Raw genomic sequence first — 22,508 nt, 5'->3', positions numbered from 1 at the left:
GAACAGCAAATGAATCAGGAGAGCGAAATGGCAAATCATGAAATCAAGGGCAAGACCGTACTGATCGCCGGCGGCGCGAAGAACCTGGGTGGCCTGATCGCACGCGATCTGGCCGCGCATGGCGCGAAGGCCGTCGCGATTCACTACAACAGCGCAAGCTCGAAGGCGGACGCGGAGACGACGGTCGCGGCGATCAAGGCGGCCGGCGCCGAGGCGGTCGCATTCCAGGCGGACCTGACGAGCGCGGCGGCCGTCGAGAAGCTGTTCGCCGATGCGGTTGCGGCGGTCGGCCGCCCGGACATCGCGATCAACACGGTCGGCAAGGTGCTGAAAAAGCCGTTCACCGAAATCAGCGAAGCGGAATACGACCAGATGAGCGCGGTGAACGCGAAGTCGGCGTTCTTTTTCCTGCGCGAAGCGGGGCGGCACGTGAACGACAACGGCAAGATCGTCTCGCTGGTGACGGCGCTGCTCGGCGCATTCACGCCTTATTACGCCGCGTATGCGGGTACGAAGGCGCCCGTCGAGCACTACACGCGCGCGGCGGCGAAGGAGTTCGGCGAGCGCGGCATTTCGGTGACGGCAGTGGGGCCCGGACCGATGGACACGCCGTTCTTCTACCCGGAGGAGGGGGCGGACGCGGTCGCGTATCACAAGACGGCCGCCGCGCTGTCGAAGTATTCGAAGACGGGGCTGACCGACATCGAGGACGTCGTGCCGTTCATTCGTCACCTGGTCAGCGACGGCTGGTGGATCACCGGCCAGACGATCCTGATCAACGGCGGCTATACGACCAAGTAACACACCTCGGCTGCCCGAGTTTCGTCCGGCGCGCGTTGCCTGCCCGTCACGGGTCGGGGCAGGACGACGGGCGGCCTTCTTTCATCGAGGATCGGCATCGTGAACACCGACATACTCCACCATCCGGTCGTGCGGCGCGCGATCGACGCGCTCCAGCAAGGCGATGGCGCGGCATGGGCCGCGCTGTTCGCGCCCGATGCGACGCTGTACGACGACGGCCGGCCACGAGACCTGCACGCATTCAACCGGGACGCGATCGGGACCGAGCGCTTCACGACGATCGATCGCGTCGACAACGACGGGCTCGAGATCCACGGCCGGTTTCATTCGGATCGCTGGGGCACGTTCCGTACGTACTTCAAGTTCCGGGTCGACGCCGATGGCCGGATTACCCGGCTCGACATCGGGCAGGCCTGAGCCGTCCGCATGCCGCCCGTTGCCGCTCCGGCCGGCGGCTTCCCCAAGGAGAACGCGACCATGTCGAACCCCTACCAGTCCGTGCTCGACGCGCAACGTGCGCGTTTCGACTCGGACGTCACGAAAACCCATGCATGGCGCATCGCGCAGCTCGACCGGATGGAGCGGATGCTGCACGATCACCAGGACGCGCTGTGCGCGGCGCTGTACGAGGATTTCGGCAAGCCGCCGTTCGAGCAACTGTTCGAAATTTCCGTGCCGACCGGTGTCATCCGCTACTACCGCGAGCATCTGCACGAACTGATGGCGCCGCAGACAGTGGCGATTCCGCCCGCGCTGGAGGCGGCCGGCAACGCCGGCATGATCTACAAGGAGCCGTACGGCGTGACGCTCGTGATCGGCCCGTTCAACGCGCCGATTCTGTTGCTGCTGGATCCGGCGATCGCGGCATTGGCAGCCGGCAATACGGTGGTGCTGAAGCCGGCGAACACCACGCCCGCGACGGCCGCGGTGCTGAGCCGGCTCGTGCCGCAGTACTTCTTACCGGAGGACGTCGCCGTCGTCACGGGCGGTCGCCAGGAAATCGGCGCATTGCTGGCGTTGCCGTTCGACTTCATCTTCTTCACCGGCAGCTCGGCGGTTGGCAAGGTCGTGATGCGCGCCGCCGCCGAGCATTTGACACCGGTCTTGCTGGAACTCGGCGGGCAGAACCCGTGCATCGTCGACGAAACCGCGAATCTCGACATCGCGGCCGACCGTGTCGCGTGGGGGCACAACGCGATCTCGGGACAATGGTGCATCGCGCCCGGCTATGTGTACGTGCATGAATCGGTGGCCGAGGCCTTCATCGCGAAGCTCAAGGCGTCGATCACCGCGATGTACGGCGACGATCCGCAACAAAGCCCCGATTTCGCGCGAATGATCAGCGAACACGATGCCGAACGCGTCGCGTCTTACATCGTCGCCGACAAGGTCGTGCACGGAGGCCGCCACGACATCGCGGCACGCTATGTCGAGCCGACCGTGCTGTACCCGTCGACCTGGGACGATCCGGCGATGCAACAGGAAGTGTTCGGCCCGGTGCTGCCCGTGCTGCCGTACCGCGACCTGCGCGAGATCGTCGGCATCATGAAGCGCAAGCCGAAGCCGCTCGCGTGCTACGTGTTCAGCAAGCGGCAGGCGAGCATCGACTGCGTGCTCAACAGCCTGTCGTTCGGCGGCGGATGCGTGAACCAGACCAACCTGCATTGCTGGATCGACAGTTTGCCGTTCGGCGGCGTCGGCAACAGCGGGATGGGGAAGTACTACGGCAAGGCCGGTTTCGACGCGTTGAGCAATACCAAAGCGATGCTGATCGGCAATCCCGACGCGGTGCTCGACGTGTTCCCGCCGTATGCGGGAAAGGACATCGGCAAGATGCTCGGCGTCTTCGCGTAACCGGGGGCACGATGCATACACTTTGGACGATCGTCGCCGGCGTGCTGTTGCTGGCCGTGTTCCTGTTGTTCGGGCAATTGTGGGGGACGCACGCGGCATCGCTGGCGTTTGCCGCGCAGGCGTTCGTGCCGGTCTGGCTCGTTGTCTCGCTGGCCAACCTGTGGGTTGGCGTGCATCGGGCCGGCTACGGTGTACGCGAGGAGCTGCCGATCCTCGCGATCGTATTCGGCGTGCCGGCCGTGGTTGCGGTGGCTGCCACGCTGCTGTTCCAACGCACCTGAATCGCCGGACGACGGGCCGGGTGCGGGCACGGCCGTCGTCGACGTGCCGCTTCCATTCACCCGTCGTTCATCTCTTCGCCATGAAGATCGATATGCCATTGTTTGCCGCGCCGCCGGCGCAGGCCGTCATCACGTTCTGGATCGATGCCGGGCCCGCGCAATGGTTCGCAAAACATCCCGATTTCGATCGCCGCTTTCGCGAGCGCTTTCTCGATACGCACCTGGCCGCTGCAAGGCGCGAGCTGGACGGCTGGTTGTCGACGCCATACGGGACGCTCGCGCTGCTGTTGCTCACCGACCAGTTTCCGCGCAATGCGTTTCGCGGCACCGCGCGCATGTATGCGACCGACGCGCTCGCACGGCAGTTCGCGATGCACGCGTACGAGCACGATCAGATGGCGCAGGTCGAACGGCCGCTGCGCCTGTTCTTCTGTTTGCCGTTCGCCCATTCCGAAGACCTCGACGACCAGCGGATTTCCGTCAAACTGAACGGCAGGCTCGGCCAGCCGTGGCTGTCGCATGCGATCGGGCACCGGGAGATCGTCGCGCGCTTCGGCCGCTTCCCGCATCGCAACGCGCTGCTCGGCCGCGAGACGACGCGCGACGAGGCGCGCTTTCTCGCATCCGGCGGCTTCGCCGGATGAGCCCACCGGTTCGCGCGGCATGGCCGCCGCGGCGGCCATGCGTGCGTCAGCGCAGGAACTCGATGCCGAACGTGCCGGCCGTATCGACGATATGCCCCGCGTGCGGTGCCTCGAAATGACCGGGCAGCAGCAGTGCGCCGTGCTCGACGCAATGCGCGAGCAGCTCGAAGCGGCTCTTCGCGGCGAGCGTGCGATCGTCGCAGACCTTGCTGCTCCATTGCCAGAACGGGATCTGGATCGGCGAGTGCAGCATGTCGCCGCTGAACACGCCGCGCGAGCCTTGCGACGTCAGCTCGATGCGCACGTGACCCGGAGAATGGCCCGGCGCGTGGCGGATCAGGAACGTGTCATCGAGCTCGTAGGTGTCGTCGAACATCGTGGCCTGGCCGGCCTCGATCACGGGCAGCACGCTGTCGTTGTACATCGGGCTGAACCACGCGGGGCCGGCGGGGCCTTCGCCCCGGATCGCGCGGACCAGGTGATCGTGCTCGACCTGCGAGATCACGTAGCGCGCGTTCGGGAAGGTCGGCACCCACACACCATTGACGAGCTGCGTGTTCCAGCCGACGTGATCGGCGTGAAGGTGGCTGCACATCACGTAGTCGATTTCCTCGGGCTGGATGCCGAGTGCGCGCATCCGGTCGAGATAGCGCGTCGACAGCCGGTGCATTTCCGGCAGCCCCGGCCGCTCCTTGTGGTTGCCGATACAACTGTCGATCAGCACCGTATGCCGGCCGGTCCGCACGATCCAGCTGTGCACGGGCATCGGGATGCGGCCGCTTTCGGGATCGTAGTGCGTCGGCGCGAGCCAGTGCTCGTGTTCCGCCACGCGTGCGCGGTCGAAGTCCGGCAGCCAGCTCTGCGCGGTTTCGCCGAGCAGCGTCGTGTCGTACAGCCGGATGATTTCGACGTTGCCGAGCGCGAGAGAGAAGGCATGCGGTTCGGCATTCGTGATGTGCGCATGGCAATGCGCATGCCCGCAGGAATGGGTCATCGGTGTCTCCTGAATGAATTGGAATGAATCGAAGCGGGGCGTGGTGCGCTGCCCCGCGCGCAACTGTTTATATCCGTGCCGTGGCGCGTGCCTGCGCCTGCGGCACCGGCACCGGCACAGCTTTCCCGGTCATGAAATCCGCCGCGCGTTCGGCCATCATCATGATCAGCGCGTTGGTCGGCCCGCGGATGATGCGCGGGATCGCGGAGCCGTCGACCACCCGCAATCCGGCCACGCCGCGCACGCGCATCTGCGTATCCACCACGGCCGCCGGATCGTCGTCGCGGCCCATGCGGCACGTGCCGACCGGGTGATGAAGGGTGATCGCGATGCGGCGAATGAACGCGTCGACATCTGCATCGCTCTGGACTTGCGGGCCCGGTGCGATCTCTGCGTCGATGAACGGGCGCAGTCCGGCCTGCGCGCCGATTTCCCGCATGCGCCGGAACATCTCCCGCGCAGCGATGCGATCGTTCTCGGTGGCGAGAAAGTTTTGTTCGATCCGCGCATGCTCGGCCGGATCGGCCGACTTCAGCGACACGCGTCCGCGACTTTCGGGCGTGAGGAAAATGCCCTTGATCGCGAACGAATCGGCATACGCATGCTTGAACGGCTCGAAATAAGGCGCGGCGTTCATCGCGCCGGCCGCGAGGATCAGCTGCACGTCCGGCAGCGGCAGGTGAGGCTGGCTCCTGACCAGGCCAAGCGCGGCGGCGGGGATCGTGCTCGAGAAGCCGTTGCCGCCGGCAAACGTGCGCACGACGTCGAACGCGATGCGATCGGCACGCATCATCCGGTGCAGCGGGCCGGGTTCCTTGCGGCTCCAGCGCAGGTCGAACACGATGTGATCGTGAAGGTTCGTGCCCACGCCGGGCAATTCGACTGTCGACGCGATGCCGTGCGCGCGCAGGCTGTCGGCCGCGCCGATGCCGGAGAGCATCAGCAGTTGCGGCGAATTGATCACGCCGCCGCAGAGGATGACTTCGCGGCGCGCATCGGCGCGGTAGTCGGATTCGCCCCGGCGATACTCGATCGCGATGGCGCGCGGCGCGCCCCGGTCGGTATCGAGCACGATGCGCTTCGCGAGGGCACCCGTCACCAGCGTGACGTTGCCGCGCGCGAGCGCCGGGCGCAGGTAGGCGACCGCGGCGCTACAGCGCAGGCCGTTGCGGATCGTGGCCTGCATCGGCCCGAAGCCTTCGACGGATGCGCCGTTGTAGTCGTCGTTCTCGGGATAGCCGCAGGCACGTGTCGCGTCGAGGAAGCCACCCACCAACGGGTCGCGATAGTCGAGCCGGATCACGGTGAGCGGACCGCGGCCGCCGCGCAGCGCCGATTCGCCGCGCTCCCACGATTCGGAGCGCTTGAAGTACGGCAGCACCGCGTCGTAGGACCAGTCGGTCAGGCCGAATTCGTCGGCCCAGCCTTCGTAGTCTTCCCGCGCGCCGCGTGCGTAGGCCATGCCGTTGATCGACGACGAGCCGCCTACTACCTTGCCGCGCGCGCATTCGATCCGGCGGCCGTCCATGCCGGCTTCCGGCTCGGTGAAATAGCCCCAGTCGAACAGCCGGTTCTTCAGGATCTGGCCCCACGTCAGCGGCACCTTGATGTACGGCGAGCGATCCTGCTCGCCGGCCTCGATCACGAGGATGCGGACGTTCGCGTCCTCGCCGAGCCGGTAGGCGAGTGCGCAACCGGCCGAGCCGGCGCCGACGATCACGTAGTCGTACGTATCGGTTTTCATCGACGCACCTCGCGGTGCCGGGCGGCAGGGCAGGCCGGCGCGACCCGCGAACGCGGGGCGCGGCGACCGGCCGGAACAGACGTCGAACGAACCATGATGTCTCCAGGTGGGCCTGAACGCAGGCCTCTCGGTTGTGGGTTCATTCGATTGTGCGTAACCTGAAACATATCTTCCAATACGTATTACGGTGCTATCCGATACCCGGATGGCTATGGGCGAGGGGACTGTGCGCGGATTCGATTCGTATCTCACTTTTCAGAAGCTCGAGGTGTTCTGCACGGTGGTCGAGCTCGGCAGCGTCACGCGCGCGGCCGACCGCCTGTGCATCGCGCAGCCGGTCGTGACCGCGCACGTGCGCAGCATGGAGAAGCGGCTCGGCTACGCGCTCGTGAAGCGCGCCGGCCGCAACATCGCACTCACGGAAGCCGGCGAGCGCATCTATCGCTGGGCGACCGAGGTGATCACGCGCACTCGCGAGGTCGAGCGCGAACTCGCCGGTCTCGAGCAGGGCGAAATGGGCACCGCGGTGGTGGCGACGTCGATGTCGATCGGCTCGTACGCGTTGCCGCCGCTGTTCGCCGAGTTCCACCGGCGGCAGCCCGACGGGCTCGTGACCGTGCAGATCCTGACGCCGCAGGCGGCCGTCGATGCGACCCGTGTCGGCGGTTGCGATTTCGCGGTCATCCTGATCGCGGCCAATCAGGATCTCGAAGGGTTGGCGACCATTCCCGTGTGGGAGGACGAACTGCTGCTCGTGTGCGGCGCGTCGAGCCCGTGGGCCGCGCAGCCGGCCGGCGATCTCGACCTGCGCCGCGTACCGTTCGTGAGCACGCCGCGCAACCAGCCGCGCCGCGAGCTCGAAGAGGCGCGGCTGCGCGAGCGCGGCCTCGAACAGCGCAAGGTCGTGATGGAACTCGGGCATCCGGAGGCGATGAAACACGTGGTGCGCGCGAACCTCGGCGTGAGCTTCATGTTCGCGTCGGCGGTGCGTGCGGAGATCGAGCGCGGCGAACTGGTCGTGCTCGATCGCCCGGAGCTGTCGATGAAGGTGCCGATCTATCTCGTGCATCGCGACGACAAGCGCTTCTCGGCGTTCCAGGCCGAACTCGTGCAGTTCATCGTCGATTCCGCGTCGCCGGGCGCGGCAGCGGGCGTCCCGAATTCATAGTCATCGGGCTATCTGTTTGGCGATCAATAGCTAATAGACCTATGGTCGGCGCGGTCCTAAGCTGGCCGGGTGCTTGACGGTCCGCCTCGCGACGCGAAGCGGGCGTGCGCACTGCCAGTCAACCCGAAAAACAGGCCGACCCATGTGTACTCTTCATCTTCAATCCGGCGGCGCAGCCGCGTATGCGGACGATGCCGGGCGTCCCGCCGATGCGCCGGATCCCGCGCTCGTCGAGGATCTCGTCTGCGCGAACCGCATCCTGTTCGACCAGGGCATCGTCGATGCCTTCGGTCACGTCAGCGTCCGTCACGACAAGGATCCGCAGCGCTTCCTGCTGGCGCGCAACATGGCGCCGGGCACCGTCGGCATCGACGACATCGTCGAATTCACGCTGGACGGCGTGCCGGTCAATGCCGGCGGGCGCGCCGTCTATCTGGAGCGTTTCATCCACGGCGAGATCTACAAAGCGCGTCCGGACGTGCACGCGATCGTGCACAGCCATTCGCCGACCGTGCTGCCGTTCAGCGTGACGCAACGCACGCCGCTGCGGCCGGTGTGCCACATGAGCGGATTTCTTGGCGCGGGTACGCCGGTGTTCGAGATTCGCGATACCGCCGGCGATGCGACGGACCTGCTCGTGCGCGACAACGCGCTCGGCGCGGCGCTGGCGCAGCGGCTCGGCAGTGCGGCGTTCGTACTGATGCGCGGTCACGGTTCGACCGTGGTCGCGCCGACGCTCAAGCAGGCCGTGTATCGCGCGGTCTACGCGGAAGTGAATGCGCGGATGCAGATCGAGGCCCTGCAACTGGGTGACGTGGTTTATCTGAGCGAGCAGGAAGCCGCGACCGCGTGCGCGAACATCGAAACGCAGGTCGAGCGCCCGTGGGCGCTGTGGAAGCGGCGCGTGCAGCACGAGCAACACACGGGCGCGCGTTGACCGGCGATCGAATCATCGAGGAGACGAGTATGGACGAGCAGTGGATAACCGGCCGTTTGCTGATCGACGGCGAACTGGTGGAAAGCGAGACCGGCGAGTGGGCGGCGTCGATCAACCCGGCTACCGAGGAAGTGATCGGCCGCGCGCCAGCCGGTTCGCGCAAGGACGTCGCGCGTGCAGTAGACGCTGCGCAGCGCGCGTGGCCTGCGTGGGCCGAACGCACCGGCGAGGAGCGCGGCGAACTGTTGCGCGGGTTTGGCGAGCGCTTGCTCGAACGCGCGGAGGCGTTGTCACGCATCGAGGTGCTCGATTCAGGCAACACCTACGTGCCGACGCTCGCGAGCATGCACGAGACGGTGCGCAGCCTGCGCTATTACGCGGGGCTCGTGCACGGGCTGCACGGCGAGACGATCCCGGCCACCGGCCGCCATCTGCACATGACCGTGTACGAGCCGTACGGCGTCGTCGGCCGGATCGCCGCGTTCAATCATCCGGCGATGTTCTCCGCGGCGCGTACCGCATCTGCGCTCGTGACCGGCAACACGGTGGTGGTGAAGCCGCCCGAAACGTCGCCGTTGTCCGTGCTCGTGCTCGGTGAGGTCGCGCGCGAGACATTGCCGGCCGGCGTGTTCAACATCGTCAACGGCACGGGCGCGGAAGTCGGCGATGCGTTGGTGCGCCATCCGGACGTGAAGCGTCTTGCGCTGATCGGGTCCGTGCCGACCGGGCAGGCGATCCAGCGCAGTGCGGCGGAGGTGGGCGTCAAGCACGTGACGCTCGAGCTGGGCGGCAAGAATCCGATGATCGTGTTTCCGGACGCGGATCCGGACGCGGCCGCCGAGAGCGCGGTGCGCGGGATGAATTTCTCGTGGCAGGGCCAGTCGTGCGGATCCAATTCGCGGCTGCTGGTGCACGACGACATTTACGACGACGTGCTCGCGCGTGTCGTCGAGCGCGTGGCCGCGATCCGCGTCGGCGATCCGATGTTGCCCGACACGGGCATGGGCCCGATCAATTCGCGCAAGAGCTACGAACACGTGATGAGCTTTCTCGACCCGGCGCAGACGCATGGCGCGCGGCTGATGACGGGCGGCCGCCGCCCGCCCGGGCACGCTTTCGAAAAAGGCTTCTGGGTCGAGCCGACCGTCTATGCCGATGTCACGCCCGAGATGCGGCTGTGGCGCGAGGAAGTCTTCGGCCCGATTCTGTCGGTCGCACGATGGCGTGATGTCGACGAAGTGGTCGCGATGGCCAACGACACGGAATACGGGCTCTCGGCAGCGATCTGGACCAACGACATCCGGCAGGCGCTCAACACCGCGCGTCGCATCCGTGCGGGCAGCGTGTTCGTCAACGGCAGCAACACGCACTTCCTCGGCGTGCCATGGGGCGGCTTCAAGAACAGCGGCGTCGACCGGGAAGAGGGGATCGAGGAAATGGTCAGCTATGTCGAGAAGAAGGTCATCAACGTGATGCTGTAACAGGCGCGACTCGCCGCCGGTCGTTCCCGTCATCGACGGGTTCGGCCGGCGACGGCGCGCGCGATCCATCAGTCGACGCCGGGTAACACGGCCCACGGCGGCGCATCGAGCGGGGAACACATATCTCGCACGCGCCGATTAGATAGTTTTACTAATAAAAATGACAGGCCGGCGTGCGGTTCGCTCGTATGCGAACGGTGCGTCGGACACTGACGGTTTGGAGACAGCATCCGTGAGAATGAAGACAATGGCCGTCGCGTTGGCGATGGTGTCGTGCCACGTGCACGCGCAGAGTTCGGTCACGCTGTTTGGTCTGGTCGACAACGGCATTTCGTACGTGAGCAATTCGGGCGGCAAGGCGCTGGTTCAGGCGATGTCCGGCATCCAGGCGCCCAACCTGATCGGGATCCGCACGGTCGAGGATCTCGGCGGCGGGTTCCAGGCGCTCGTCTTCATGGCGTCGCAGCCCGATATCAACAGCGGCACGGTGCGCGGCGGCGCACTGTCCGGACGCGAGTCCTATGTCGGCATCGTCACGCCGTACGGCACCGTGACGCTTGGCAGGCAGTTCGACTACATGTTCGACAACCTGTCGCTGCATCGCTGGGGGCACGAGATTTCGTATGTCAGCCTGTACCAGCTGCCGGGCGGCCCGTTCTCGAAACTGGGCGCGGCGCTCGGCACCTTCGACTACACGCGTACGGCGGGCGGGGGCGCAACACCGAACGCGATCAAGTTCACGTCCGCGTATTACGGCGGGTTCCGGTTCGGCGCGTTGTATGGCTTCAGCAACATCGCCGGGCAGACCGGCAGCAACAGCCTGTCGAGCTTCGGCGTGTCCTACGACAACGGGCCGTTGCGGCTGGATGCGGCGTACACGTATTCGAAAGAAGAGGGAATCGACAACGGGCACCTCGGCATCCGCAATGCCGGCGCGGGCGGACGCTATACATTCGGCGACTTCGCGCTCGACGCGCTGTACGTGAATACGCGCAACACGCTGACGGGCGCGCACGTCGACACCTACGAGATCGGCGGGCTGTACCGGTTCGCGCCGGATTTCTTCGCGTATGCGAACTACCTGTACGCGAAGGGCAACCGGCAACTGACCGGCAATCATTCGAACCAGGCCGGCATCACGCTCGATTACCTGTTGTCGAAGAAGACCGACGTCTACATGAGTGCCGTGTATCAACAGGCGAGCGGCGGCGAGGACGTGATCGCATCGGTGTGCGGTACGTTCACCGCATCGTCGGGCGCGCGGCAGGGCGTGTTGCGGGTCGGCGTTCGAACGGTGTTCTAGGCGATCCGCGCCCGGCATTCACTTTGCCGTCACCTCCCGATAGAACGCATCGATCGCCTCCACCATCTGCGACAGCCCCGGCTGTTCGAGCGGATAGTGGCCCGCGTTGTCCAGCATGACGACCTTCACCGGCACTTTCCGCACGCGCTGCAGGAACGGTTCGCTCAGGTGCAACGGCGTCCAGCGGTCCGCGGCCGGTTGCGTGAGCAGGATCGGGCACACGGCGAAATCCTCCGGCTCGACCGCCGGCCGGTACGACATGTAGGAATCGAGAAACGCGATCGTCATCGCGTTGCCGGCGGACGTGCGATCGGACAGCCACACCTTCAGCGCGTCCCGATCGTTGACGAGCGCGGACATCTTGCTGGCGAGCGTCATCGGCACGCGCATCGATTTCAGCGGGGTCATCGCGGTGAGATGCATCATCGGGCCGCCGACGCGGCTCATGAACACGCTGCGCGCGGTTTCATCGCGCACCTGCTGAAGGCGCTGGTCGAGGAAGGTCATCCCGATGATGCCCTTGACCTTGCCGTTCATCACGGCCACGTGATACGTGAGCATGCCGCCCGCGCTCAGCCCGTAGAGCACGATCGGCCGGCCGTCCTTCGCGCGCTCCGCGTCGATCAGGTCGCTGCCCGCCCGCACCCAGTCGTCATAGCGGACCAGTGTGCCCTTGGCGACTTCGGTCATCCCGTACTCGGGCATATCGACCGCGAGCGTTTCATAGCCGCGGCGCGCCAGTTGCTCGCCGAGGATCATCGACATCTGCCGGCCGTTGGTGCCCACGCCATGGAACAGGATCACCTTCACCCGCGCCTGGCGGTTGCGGTACGTGTCGAGATGCATGCGATGGCCGTGCCAGGACCACCATTCTTCCGCCGGTTGCTGGCCGTCCTTCCACTGGAAGTCGGTCGGAAGGAATGTCTGCATGTCGCGCCAGACGGGATGGTCGGCGTAGGTCTTGGGCATGGTGGCGGACTCCGGTGGATTGGGCGAAACGGCGTCGTCGGCCAGTGCCGGTGCGAGCGATGCGCTCGACAGGCCGGCGGCCAGCAGCAGCGTGCGGGCAGGACGAAAGAGCGAGGAGCGCTTCATGGGGATCGACGCCGTGCGGTTGCGATGTCGTTCATCATCGGCGCGCGGGCTCGCGCGATCCATGCTGGGGCGGGCCAACCGCTTTAGAATCTAGGCCAACCCACGTCGCGAGGCGTCTGATGAATGTCTGGAACTTTGCCCGCAGCCCGGCTTCCGTCCTGCTGATGATCGACTTCGGCCGCGACCGCAAGATCGCGCCGCAGGCGTTGCTCAAGGGGGCGCAGCTCACGCTGAAGCAGCTTGCTGACCCGGACTTCACGGTGCTGGCCGCGCAGGAACTGGCGGTGGCGTCGAACCTGCTCGACCTGACCGCCGGCGAGGCCGGCGTCGGCCTCAAGGTCGGCCTGTCGTACCAGCTTTCGGCATACGGGCTGCTCGGCTACGGGCTGCTGAGCAGCGCGACCGGCATGGACGCGATCGCGCTCGCGGGCCGCTACCTGGCGCTGACCTATACGTTCGTCGGGATGACGTTCCGCCGGGCCGGGCAGCGCGACGTGATTCAGTTCGACGCGTCGCCGGAGCTCGCAGCGAACGTGCAGCGCTTCTTCGTCGAACGCGCGATGGGCGCGACGTGCCGCGTGCTGCGCGACGTGATCGGCAGCGCGTTCGCACTCGCGACGTTCGATCTTGCGTATGGCGTCGGCCCCGGCACTGACGCTGACGCGCAGCAACCGGTGCTCGGCGCGAAGATCCGGCACGGCCAGCCCGCCAGCACGCTCACGTTCGAGCATGCGCATATCGAGCGGCCGTTGCCGCAGGCGAATGCCGCGACCGCGGCGATGTGCGAGCGCATGTGTGCCGAGCTGATCACGCGCAGGCGGACGCGCGTCGACCTCGTGTCGTTCCTGAACGAGTACCTGGCCACGCGCCCGTTCGACCGGCCGCCGCAGCTGAAGGACATCGCGACGCTGCTCAACACCAGCGAGCGCACGTTGAAGCGCCGGCTGCAGGAGGAGGGCGCGTGCTTCCGGGACATTTCGAGCGCGGTGCGCAAGACCCGCGCGCAGGCGTTGATCGCGGAAGGGCGGCTGTCGATCAAGGAAATCGCGCAGGAACTGGGATTCAGCGACATGTCGTCGTTCTCGCAGGCGTACAAGCGCTGGACGGGTGTCGCGCCGAGCGTGTCGCGACAGGCGGCGGGTTTGTAGCGCACCCTGTAACTTTTGGAGATGTTGGAGGGTTGTCGGCGCCGAGTCGGCCGACGATCATGGGGGAAGCCGTAAGCCGGGCCGTTCCCGGCTCGCCAACGCAGGCTCTACTCGGAAGGATCGGACATGAAATTGCTGCTCGTCGGCGCGACCGGACTCGTCGGGCGTCACGTCCTCGAAGTCGCGCTCGCCGATGCGCGGGTCGATCAGGTGATCGTCGTCGCGCGCCGCCCGTTGTCGCCGCACCCGAAGATGCGCGCGCTCGAGGTCGATTTCGATCATCTGCCCGACACGGCCGACTGGTGGCACGCCGATGCCGTGATCTGCGCGCTCGGCACCACGATGCGGGCTGCGGGCTCCCAGGCGGCATTCCGGCGCGTCGACCACGACTATCCGCTCGCGATCGCGCGGCGCGCACACCGCTCCGGCACGCCGGCTTACGTGCTGAATTCCGCACTCGGCGCGGATCCGGCGTCGCGCATTTTCTACAACCGCGTGAAGGGCGAGGTCGAGCAGGCGCTCGCCGGCGTCGGGTTCACGTCGCTCACTTACGTGCGGCCCGGCCTGATCGGCGGCAGCCGCGACGAATTCAGGTTCGGCGAGCGGCTGCTGGTGTCCGTGCTGAACGTGGCCCGGCCTGTTTTGCCGGCGAAGTGGCGCGTGAATCCCGCGTCGCGGATCGCCCGCGCGATGCTCGACGCGGCGATCGACGCGCGGCCGGGCGTGCAGGTCATTGCGTCGGACCAACTCGTCTGACGCAAAGCGGGCGGCGCGCGCCGGTCACTGATCCGCGAAGCCGTCGAGCCCGCCGAACCGTTCGACAAGCGCCGCCGTGAACGCCGCCAGCGCTTCGCTGCCATCGCAGTTCCTTGGCGTCGCGAGCTGGAATTCGACCGTATGGCTCAGCTTGCTCGCGAGCAGCCGGCGCATCTTGCCTGCGGCGACCCACGGCGCCGCGACATGGTCGGGCAGGAAGCCGACATGCGCGCCGGACAGGATGAAGATCACGTCGGCGTCGACGTTTTCGGAGAACGCGGTCGGTTGCGCGTTGCGCGGCACCGCACCCGACGTATTCGTCTTGTAGAGCCGCGCGACGTTGCTCGCGTTCGCAATGTCGTTGACCGACACGGTCTTCTTCGCGAACAGCGGATGCCGCGCGCCGCAGTGCAGCGACTGGTGTTCGACGAACAGCGGTGCGTAGTGCAGGCCGGCCTGGTGGCCGGAAAAGTAGCCGATCGCGAGCTGCAGTTCGCCCTTCAGCAGCCGGCGCTCCAGTTCGTCGGGCGGCACCTCGATCATTTCGATCAGCACATCGGGCGCCCGTTCGCGGAAGCGGCCGACGCTCGCCGCGATCGATTCGACGACGTCCGGTGCGAGCCGCTCGGACAGCCCGATGCGCAGTTCGCCGAGCAACGTACCCGACACGTGCTGCGTATCGCGCGTGAACACGTCCATCGCGTGCAGGAGCCGCCGCGTCGACTGCAGCACGCGCTCGCCCTTCGGCGTCAGCCGGAAGCCGCTCTTGCCGCGATCGCACAGCCGGAACCCGAGGCGCGTCTCGAGCTTGGCCATCTGCGTGCTGATCGTCGAAGGCGCCATGCCGAGCGTGCCCTGCGCGGCGCTGAAGCCGCCGCTTTCGACGATCGTCAGAAAGAGCCGCAGCAACTGCAAATCCATGTCTCTCAATCGGGTCAGCATGGCGATACGTCGCGTTTCGTGAAGTCGGCTTATGTTAGTTCATATTTTTCGTCGGATGCCGTGACGGCAGAATCGGGCACGAGGTCGCGAGCCGCGCGGCCGTTTCCCACCAGACAGGAATCCGACGATGAGCCAGAACGATTTCGCCTTCACGCGCGACAGCCTCTACGGCACGCAGGCCGAACCGACCTTCGCGGGCGCGACGAGCTTCATGCGCCGGCGTTTCAGCCGCGATCTCGGCGGCGTCGACCTCGCGATCACCGGCGTGCCGTTCGACTCCGCCGCGTCGCACCGGCCCGGCACGCGCTTCGGCCCGCGCGGGTTGCGGATCGCGTCGACGGGCATCGCGTGGGAGCGCCCGTGGCCGTGGTCGTTCGATCCGTTCGACGTGCTGGCCGCGGTCGACTACGGCGATTGCGCATTCGATCTCGGGCAGCCCGAATCGGTGCCGGGTGCGATCGAGCGGCATGCGGATGCGATCCTCGCGCGCGGCTGCGCGATGCTGACGCTCGGCGGCGATCACTTCATCACGTATCCGCTGCTGAAGGCGCATGCGAAGGTGCACGGGCCGCTGTCGCTCGTGCACTTCGATGCGCATACCGACACGTGGCCCGACCGCGACGTGAAGCGCATCGATCACGGCACGATGTTCTATCACGCGGCGCGGGAAGGGTGGGTCGTGCCCGAACGGTCGGCGCAGATCGGGATCCGGACGACCAACGACGAGCCGATGGGCTTCGACATCCAGGATGCGCGCCGGGTGCATGCGTCGACGCCCGCCGCGGTCGCCGCGCGCATTCGCGAGCGGGTCGGCGACCATCCCGTGTACCTGACGTTCGACATCGACTGCCTCGATCCGGCGTTCGCGCCGGGCACGGGGACGCCGGTCTCGGGCGGGTTGTCGAGCCATCAGGCGCTCGAGATCCTGCGGCATCTGGACGGCATCAACCTGGTCGGCATGGATGTGGTCGAAGTGTCGCCGCCGTACGATCATGCGGAAATCACGTCGCTGGCCGGCGCGACGATCGCGCTGGAGCTGATCTGCCTGTACGCATCGCGCCGGCGGCGAGCCATGGAAAAATAGATTCGTAAAACTGTTTCGTCTTACCAAACAGTAGTGCGATCGCGGCCCTGCGCTGACCTACGATGGAAACATTGCATCCATCATCCGCCGAGCCGTGTGCACTCACTACCGCGCCCCCGACGAAGACCCGGGCATCAGCGAACTGAAGATCGGCATCGGCGATCTGTATCGCCGCGACCCGTGGGCCCCCGACGTGTATCCCGACTACGCGGCGCCGATCGCGCGTGCCGATAGCGACGGCCTCGAAGTCGTCGCGGCCGTGTTCGGCTTCTGGCCGAAATTCATGCAGCCGGAGCGGCTCGACGAGAACGGCCGTAAAAAGAAGAAGCTCGACACGGTGAACGCGCGCGCGGAAACGGTCGGCTCGTCACGGCTCTACGGCAACGCGTGGCGCAACGGCCAGCGCTGCCTGATTCCGGTGCGCTGGATCTTCGAACCCTGCTACGAAACCGGCCGCAACGTGTGGCAGCAGATCGGCGTCGACGGCTGGCAGCCGTACTGTGTCGCCGGCATCTGGCGGCGCTACGAAGGTGACGACGGCCGCGAGCGCGTGGGCATGGCGATGCTCACGGTCAACGCGGATACGCACCCGCTGTTCGCGCGGATGCATCGGCCCGGCGAAGAGAAGCGGGGCGTCGTGATGCTGCGCCGCGACGATTACGACGAATGGCTGCACGTGCGCGACATCGAGGCCGCCCGGCGCATGCTGAATCTCCTTCCCGCCGCCGACATGACGGCCGAGCCCGATCAGGCATCGCCCGCACGCGCCTGAGCTTTCATTATTCCGACATTCATCTTTCGACCGGACACGCCGAACGTGGCCCGATCATTCGGACATTTTCGAAAATCGGCGGATTCCGGGTAATCACCGATACCTCGCAAGTTGTATATACAAGATCATCCGCTGGCAATGTCGGCACACATCGTGCCGCTTGCGCGCCAGTGCGCAGACCATGCGTGCGTGGCGCATGCCGGCGATCCACGGCGCCCCGCACCCGCCGAGCCGAAAGGGCGGCTCGCAGCTTCCCGTCTCGTTCAAACCATTTGTGATCCTGAGTATTTTGGAGATTTCCCCGTGTCAACGAATCCCAGTGGAAAAGCCGGCGGCCTGATCGAAGTCCGTTCGATCGACTTCATTCCCGACGCCGAGCGCCACGGCGGCTTGCTGAGCCAGTTCACGCTGTGGCTGTCGGCGAACATGCAGATCACGGCCATCGTCACGGGCGCGCTCGCGGTCGTGCTCGGCGGCGACGTGTTCTGGTCGCTGGTCGCGCTGCTGCTCGGCCAGTTCATCGGCGGCGCGGTGATGGCGCTGCATGGCGCGCAGGGTCCGCAGCTCGGGCTGCCGCAGATGATCTCGAGCCGCGTGCAGTTCGGCGTCTATGGCGCGATGATCCCGATCGTGCTCGTGTGCCTGATGTACATCGGCTTTTCCGCGAGCGGCTCGGTGCTGGCCGGGCAGGCCGTCGCGCAGCTGCTGCACATCGACGACGCGGCCGGCATCCTGCTGTTCGCGGCCGTGATCGTCGTGCTGACCGTGTTCGGCTATCGCGCGATCCACGCCGTCGGCCGGATCGCGAGCGTGGTCGGCATCGCTGCGTTCGTCTACATGTTCACGCAGCTGTTCGCGAACCACGACATCGGCGCGCTGCTCGCGAACAAGCATTTCTCGCTCGCGAGCTTCCTGCTGTCGATGTCGCTGTCCGCGTCGTGGCAGATCGCGTTCGGCCCGTACGTCGCCGACTATTCGCGCTACCTGCCGCGCTCGACCTCATCGGTCGCGACGTTCGTCGCGGTCGGCCTCGGCTCGGTGATCGGCGCGCAGGCGGCGATGGTGTTCGGCGTGTTTGCGGCCGCGCTGGCCGGCGGCCAGTTCGCGCACCATGAGGTCGCGTATATCGTCGGTCTCGGCTCGACGGGCGCCGTGGCCGCGCTGCTGTACTTCAGCATCGCGTTCGGCAAGGTGACGGTGACGGCGCTCAACGCGTACGGCAGCTTCATGTCGATGGCGACGATCGTCAGCGGCTTTCGCGGCAAGCACGCCGTGTCGTCGCGCAGCCGCCTCGTGTACATCTTCGGGATGATCTGCGTCTCCACGCTCATCGCGCTCGCGGGCCGCCATTCGTTCCTGAAGGAATTCACCGCGTTCATCCTGTTCCTGCTCGCGTTCTTCACGCCGTGGAGCGCGATCAACCTGGTCGATTACTACTGCTTCACGCGCTCGCGCTACGACGTGCCGGCGCTGTCCGATCCGGACGGCCGCTACGGCCGCTGGAACGTGATGGCGATCACGATCTACGTGGTCGGCATCCTCGTGCAGTTGCCGTTCATGTCGACGCACATCTACACGGGGCCACTGGTCGACGCGCTCGGCGGCACCGACATCTCGTGGATCCTCGGCCTGGTCGTGCCGGCCGTGCTGTACTACATCGGCGCACGCGCATCGCGCCGCAGCATTCCCGAGCGCCTGATCCTGCCGCTCGAACGCAGCGAAGTTCACCACTGACGACACGTCACGCGCCTCGGGCCGGCCGGCTGCCGGCCTGACTGTCGCGCGAGCCGGGCGCCGCCTGCGCCCGGTTCTTCCCCACGTTTTCTTTCCCGCGATGCCGGTGCGGCGCGACTGCCGCGCCCGGTGTCGTTTCATTCTCTGACCATTGAATAGTATGACTAAACAAACGATAGCGCGCGGAAGCGATTCCCGGGCGCGGGTGGTGCACGCCGGTCTTCGCATGACGGTCGCGGTGGCGTGCGTCGCCGGACCGGGCGCCGCGTTCGCTCAGGACGGCGTCACGCTGTACGGCGTGATCGACGAATTCGCGCAGTACGTGAATACGGGCAACGGCTACACGGCGGCGATCAATTCGGGCGGCCAGTGGGGCAGCCGATTCGGGCTGAAGGGCGGCGAGGATCTCGGCGGCGGGCAGAAGATCGAGTTCGCGCTGGAGAACGGCTTCAATCCGAACGACGGTTCGCTCGCGAGTGCGGGCAGCCTGTTCAACCGGCAGGCGTGGGTCGGCATCGCGGGGCAGTGGGGCAAGGTGCGGGCGGGCCGCCAGAATTCGCCGCTGTTCAACGACCAGGGCGGACAGGATGCGTTCGGCGGCGTCACGCAGGCGTCCGGCATGGACAACCTGACCGTGTTCGCGTTCCGCACCAGCAATACGCTGTCGTACCAGAGCCCGGAGATTGCCGGCTTCCAGGGCGGGCTGTACTTCGGATTCGGCGATGCGGGCGGCGTGCGCTCGGCAGGCTCGAGCCAGCAGTTCGACCTGACCTACGAACACGGGCCGTTCGGCGCGTTCGTCGCGGGCCAATGGCTGAAGAACGCGACGGCGACCACGACCGATCGCACGATCATGGCCGGCGCGTCGTACGAGATCGGCAAGGCCACCGTGTACGGCGGCTTCTCCGCGGTGAAGTGGGCCGATCTCGGCATCGATTCGCGTGTGTACGGGCTGTCGGTCAAATACCAGTTCAATCCGGCGAACTACGTGGCGCTCGGCTATGCATATCTGCACGACCAGTCGTCGCAGGGCAACCATGCGGACCAGCTCGGGCTGATGTACGAGTACGACCTGTCGAAGCGCACGAGCTTCTACGGTGCGCTGTCGTACCTGCGCAACCGCAAGCAGGCCGGCTATACGCTCGCCGGTGCGGCGAACCCCGGCCTGCCGCTCGCGTATCCGGGGGCGAATGCACGGGGTGTGCAGCTGGGGATCGTGCATCGGTTCTGACGAGGCCGACGCGCCGGGCCGTGTGTGCCCGGCGCTTTTTCCCGCGCATTCGCGCCGTTACTTCCCCAACCGCTCCGCCAGCGAATAGCGCTGCATGCAGCGCTCCATCGCGTCGAGAAACGCGTGCTCGGCCGCGTTCATCTTGCGATCGCGATGCCACAGCAGGAACACGTCGACATCGACGAGCCCGTCGTCGGGCGGCAGCCGCCACAGTCGCTGCTGGGCGATGTCGTCGCGCACGATGTGCTCGGGCAGGCAGCCGATCCCGTAGCCGGCGAAGATCAGCCGCCGCACTTCCTCGAGGCTCGGCGACGACGCGACGATGCGCCCCGTGAAGCCCCGCTGGTCGCGAAACACGGTGAGCGGCGACAGGCTGTCGCCGATCTGGTCGCTCGTGAACGACACGAAATTCTCGGCGAGCAGATCGTCCATCCGCAGTTGCGTCTGCCCGAACAGCCGGTGATGGCGGCCGCAGTAGATCGCATAGCGCTGGCGCAGGAAGCAGCGCATCTCCAGCTTGTCGTGCGGCGTGCGGCACAGGCCGAGCCCGGCCGTGGCCGTTTTCTGCAGCAGCGAAGACAGAATGTCCGACGAGCGCATCACCTCGATCTGCAGGTCGATGCGCGGGTACGCGCGATGGAAGTCCGCGAGGAATTCGTCGTAGACGGGCGACTCGATGCGGCTCACCGTCAGCAGCCGGATCGATCCGGTCAGGTCGGCGGTGCTGTCGTCGATTTCGGTTTCGAGGCGCGAGATGCCGCCGTAGATGTCGCTCGCGATCCGGTAGACGGCTTCGCCGGCAGGCGTTGGCGCGAAGTGCGTGCCGCGCCGCTCGATCAGCTTGCGCTCGAGCGCGTCCTCGAGCCGCCGCAACGCCTGGCTCACCGCAGGCTGCGTGACGTGCAGGCGCGCGGCCGCGCGGCTCACGCTGCGCTCCTGGATGATCACGAGATAGGTGCGCAACAGGTTCCAGTCGAGGCGGTCGTTCAGGAACGGGGCGAGGTCGGGGCGCATCGGGTCTCCGGGCGAGCCGTCAAGGTGGGTATTAGCTGAATTTATACGGCGAATAATAACTTGAAATTTGACTAATGATTTGCGGTCGCCGATAAAGGAGGGGCGCCGCAGCGTGCGGCGCAAGGCCGCGACAGACGGCCGTCACACGAATTGCGCGTCGCCCGTGGCGGCGCGCATCAGGAGCCCGCATGACCCAGTCCCTTTCTTCCGCCCGCCAGCCGGCGCGCGCCGCGACGGCCGCATTCATCGGCACGATGATCGAGTGGTACGACTTCTACATCTACGCGACCGCCGCCGCGCTCGTGTTCGGCGAACTCTATTTTCCGTCGCATGACCGCTTCGTCAGCACGATGGCGTCGTTCGCGACGTTCGCGGTCGGCTTCTTCGCGCGGCCGCTCGGCGGCGTGATCTTCGGCCATCTCGGCGATCGAATCGGCCGCAAGAAGGCGTTGATGACGACGCTGATGATGATGGGCGTCGCGACCGTCTGCGTCGGGCTGTTGCCCGACTATTCGAAGGTCGGCATGCTCGCGCCGGTGCTGCTCGTCGCGCTGCGCGTGGTGCAGGGGATCGCGGTCGGCGGCGAATGGGGCGGTGCCGTGCTGATGGCGGGCGAGCATGCGCCGCAGGGGCGCCGCACGTTCTTCGCGTCGTTCGCGCAGCTCGGCAGCCCGGCCGGGCTGATCCTGTCGCTGATCGCATTCCGCGCGGTCACGTCGATGGACAAGGCGGACTTCCTCGCGTGGGGCTGGCGTCTGCCGTTTCTCGCGAGTTCGGTGCTGCTCGTGGTCGGCATCCTGATCCGGCTCGGCGTGAACGAGTCGCCGGAATTCGCGCGTGTGAAGGAAGCCCACCGCACGGTGAAGCTGCCGGTCGCGGAAGTGTTCCGCTCCGCGTCGGGGCTCGTGGCGCTCTGCATCGGCGCGAACACGATCGGCATCGCGGGCGTCTATTTCACGAACACGTTCATGATCGCGTACACGACGCAGTACGTCGGCGTGTCGCGCTCGCTGATCCTCGACAGCCTGTTCGCGGTCGCGATCATCCAGTTCGTCGCGCAACCGATCGCCGCATGGATCGCCGAGCGCATCGGCGGCGCGCGCTTCCTGAAGCTCGCGGCGCTGCTCGCGATGCTGTCGCCGTATCCGATGTTCATGCTCGTGCAGGGCGGCACGTCCGCGTCGCTGATCGCGGGCATCGCACTCGCGGTGGTCTGCATGGCCGGCTTCTATTCGGTGATCGCGGGCTTCGTCAGCGACGTGTTTCCCGCGCACGTGCGCTATTCGGCGATCTCGCTCGCCTACCAGGTTTGTGGTGCGATCGCGGGCGGGCTGACGCCGCTCGTCGGCACGTGGCTCGCCCATCGCTTCGCGGGCCAGTGGTGGCCGCTCGCGGTGTTCTACACGTGTCTCGCCGGCATCTCGCTGCTGTGCATCGTCGCGCTCGACGCCCGCCGCGCGGCACGGCCGGCCGCCGCCGAAGCGCTCGGCTCGCAGTGATCCTCAACAAAAGAATTCATCCGGAG

21 protein-coding genes are annotated in these 22,508 nt (G+C 66.5%); 16 read left to right on the top strand and 5 right to left on the bottom strand.

Features of this window, described 5'->3' with window-relative positions; all coding sequences use genetic code 11:
* The first annotated feature begins 27 nt into the window (after positions 1-27).
* From LGM89_RS16655 to LGM89_RS16635, 5 genes are all read left to right on the top strand, one after another.
* A complete protein-coding gene (locus LGM89_RS16655; protein ID WP_069353701.1) occupies positions 28-801 on the top strand; it encodes an SDR family oxidoreductase in 774 nt (257 codons plus the stop codon).
* 99 nt (positions 802-900) lie between these two features.
* Entirely contained in the window at positions 901-1,218 is a 318-nt protein-coding gene (locus LGM89_RS16650; protein ID WP_069353673.1) for a nuclear transport factor 2 family protein, read from the top strand.
* A 60-nt stretch (positions 1,219-1,278) separates the two neighbouring features.
* Positions 1,279-2,655 (top strand): aldehyde dehydrogenase family protein, encoded by a 1,377-nt coding sequence (locus tag LGM89_RS16645; protein WP_226273461.1) that lies wholly within the window; start codon positions 1,279-1,281, stop codon positions 2,653-2,655.
* 11 nt (positions 2,656-2,666) lie between these two features.
* Positions 2,667-2,936 (top strand): hypothetical protein, encoded by a 270-nt coding sequence (locus LGM89_RS16640; protein WP_089424952.1) that lies wholly within the window; start codon positions 2,667-2,669, stop codon positions 2,934-2,936.
* An 80-nt stretch (positions 2,937-3,016) separates the two neighbouring features.
* Positions 3,017-3,580 carry a DUF924 family protein gene (locus LGM89_RS16635; protein ID WP_226273460.1) on the top strand — a complete coding sequence of 188 codons (564 nt, stop codon included), beginning with the start codon at positions 3,017-3,019 and terminating at the stop codon, positions 3,578-3,580.
* A gap of 46 nt (positions 3,581-3,626) precedes the next feature.
* Here the strand turns inward: LGM89_RS16635 and LGM89_RS16630 are convergent, their stop codons facing one another.
* Both LGM89_RS16630 and LGM89_RS16625 read right to left on the bottom strand, forming a co-directional pair.
* The gene (locus LGM89_RS16630) at positions 3,627-4,574 is read right to left on the bottom strand and encodes an MBL fold metallo-hydrolase (protein WP_089430852.1); all 948 of its coding nucleotides are present in this window, start codon (positions 4,572-4,574) and stop codon (positions 3,627-3,629) included.
* Positions 4,575-4,641: 67 nt separating this feature from the next.
* Positions 4,642-6,318 carry a GMC family oxidoreductase gene (locus LGM89_RS16625; RefSeq protein ID WP_226273459.1) on the bottom strand — a complete coding sequence of 559 codons (1,677 nt, stop codon included), beginning with the start codon at positions 6,316-6,318 and terminating at the stop codon, positions 4,642-4,644.
* Between the two features lie 211 nt (positions 6,319-6,529).
* Here LGM89_RS16625 and LGM89_RS16620 point away from each other — a divergent pair, with 211 nt between their 5' ends.
* The 4 genes from LGM89_RS16620 (at position 6,530) to LGM89_RS16605 (ending at position 11,207) form a co-directional block, all read left to right on the top strand.
* Positions 6,530-7,486 carry a LysR family transcriptional regulator gene (locus LGM89_RS16620; RefSeq protein WP_226273458.1) on the top strand — a complete coding sequence of 319 codons (957 nt, stop codon included), beginning with the start codon at positions 6,530-6,532 and terminating at the stop codon, positions 7,484-7,486.
* 142 nt (positions 7,487-7,628) lie between these two features.
* Positions 7,629-8,423 carry a class II aldolase/adducin family protein gene (locus LGM89_RS16615; protein WP_089494533.1) on the top strand — a complete coding sequence of 265 codons (795 nt, stop codon included), beginning with the start codon at positions 7,629-7,631 and terminating at the stop codon, positions 8,421-8,423.
* Positions 8,424-8,452: 29 nt separating this feature from the next.
* Positions 8,453-9,904 carry an aldehyde dehydrogenase family protein gene (locus LGM89_RS16610; protein ID WP_089494534.1) on the top strand — a complete coding sequence of 484 codons (1,452 nt, stop codon included), beginning with the start codon at positions 8,453-8,455 and terminating at the stop codon, positions 9,902-9,904.
* Positions 9,905-10,142: 238 nt separating this feature from the next.
* Complete coding sequence (locus LGM89_RS16605) at positions 10,143-11,207, top strand: porin (protein WP_226273644.1); 1,065 nt, start codon at positions 10,143-10,145, stop codon at positions 11,205-11,207.
* 18 nt (positions 11,208-11,225) lie between these two features.
* Here LGM89_RS16605 and LGM89_RS16600 read toward each other — a convergent pair whose 3' ends face one another.
* The gene (locus LGM89_RS16600; RefSeq protein WP_089495267.1) at positions 11,226-12,176 is read right to left on the bottom strand and encodes an alpha/beta hydrolase; all 951 of its coding nucleotides are present in this window, start codon (positions 12,174-12,176) and stop codon (positions 11,226-11,228) included.
* A 245-nt stretch (positions 12,177-12,421) separates the two neighbouring features.
* On the opposite strand from LGM89_RS16600, the gene LGM89_RS16595 reads away from it, so the two are divergent.
* Entirely contained in the window at positions 12,422-13,450 is a 1,029-nt protein-coding gene (locus tag LGM89_RS16595) for an AraC family transcriptional regulator (RefSeq protein ID WP_226273456.1), read from the top strand.
* 126 nt (positions 13,451-13,576) lie between these two features.
* Entirely contained in the window at positions 13,577-14,206 is a 630-nt protein-coding gene (locus LGM89_RS16590) for an NAD(P)H-binding protein (protein ID WP_226273455.1), read from the top strand.
* A gap of 24 nt (positions 14,207-14,230) precedes the next feature.
* On the opposite strand, the gene LGM89_RS16585 is transcribed toward LGM89_RS16590, so the two are convergent.
* The gene (locus LGM89_RS16585; protein WP_226273454.1) at positions 14,231-15,148 is read right to left on the bottom strand and encodes a LysR family transcriptional regulator; all 918 of its coding nucleotides are present in this window, start codon (positions 15,146-15,148) and stop codon (positions 14,231-14,233) included.
* Between the two features lie 127 nt (positions 15,149-15,275).
* Between LGM89_RS16585 and speB the strand changes: the two genes are divergently transcribed.
* From speB to LGM89_RS16565, 4 genes are all read left to right on the top strand, one after another.
* Positions 15,276-16,232, top strand: coding sequence for an agmatinase (gene speB, locus LGM89_RS16580; RefSeq protein WP_089494539.1), 957 nt, complete (start codon positions 15,276-15,278; stop codon positions 16,230-16,232).
* Between the two features lie 94 nt (positions 16,233-16,326).
* Complete coding sequence (locus tag LGM89_RS16575; protein WP_226273453.1) at positions 16,327-17,004, top strand: SOS response-associated peptidase family protein; 678 nt, start codon at positions 16,327-16,329, stop codon at positions 17,002-17,004.
* 303 nt (positions 17,005-17,307) lie between these two features.
* Positions 17,308-18,738 carry a purine-cytosine permease family protein gene (locus LGM89_RS16570; protein WP_089494541.1) on the top strand — a complete coding sequence of 477 codons (1,431 nt, stop codon included), beginning with the start codon at positions 17,308-17,310 and terminating at the stop codon, positions 18,736-18,738.
* A gap of 160 nt (positions 18,739-18,898) precedes the next feature.
* Positions 18,899-19,969, top strand: coding sequence for a porin (locus LGM89_RS16565; RefSeq protein ID WP_226273452.1), 1,071 nt, complete (start codon positions 18,899-18,901; stop codon positions 19,967-19,969).
* A gap of 57 nt (positions 19,970-20,026) precedes the next feature.
* Here the strand turns inward: LGM89_RS16565 and LGM89_RS16560 are convergent, their stop codons facing one another.
* Positions 20,027-20,983, bottom strand: a complete 957-nt coding sequence (locus tag LGM89_RS16560) for a LysR family transcriptional regulator (RefSeq protein WP_124575889.1) — start codon at positions 20,981-20,983, stop codon at positions 20,027-20,029.
* 188 nt (positions 20,984-21,171) lie between these two features.
* Between LGM89_RS16560 and LGM89_RS16555 the strand changes: the two genes are divergently transcribed.
* Positions 21,172-22,482 carry an MFS transporter gene (locus LGM89_RS16555; protein WP_089424965.1) on the top strand — a complete coding sequence of 437 codons (1,311 nt, stop codon included), beginning with the start codon at positions 21,172-21,174 and terminating at the stop codon, positions 22,480-22,482.
* The last annotated feature ends 26 nt before the right edge of the window (positions 22,483-22,508 follow it).

It is taken from the genome of Burkholderia sp. AU31624, assembly GCF_020420065.1.
Lineage (GTDB): Bacteria > Pseudomonadota > Gammaproteobacteria > Burkholderiales > Burkholderiaceae > Burkholderia.
The sequence above is the reverse complement of the archived record's forward strand: the minus strand, read 5'-3'. Positions and strand labels throughout refer to the sequence as shown.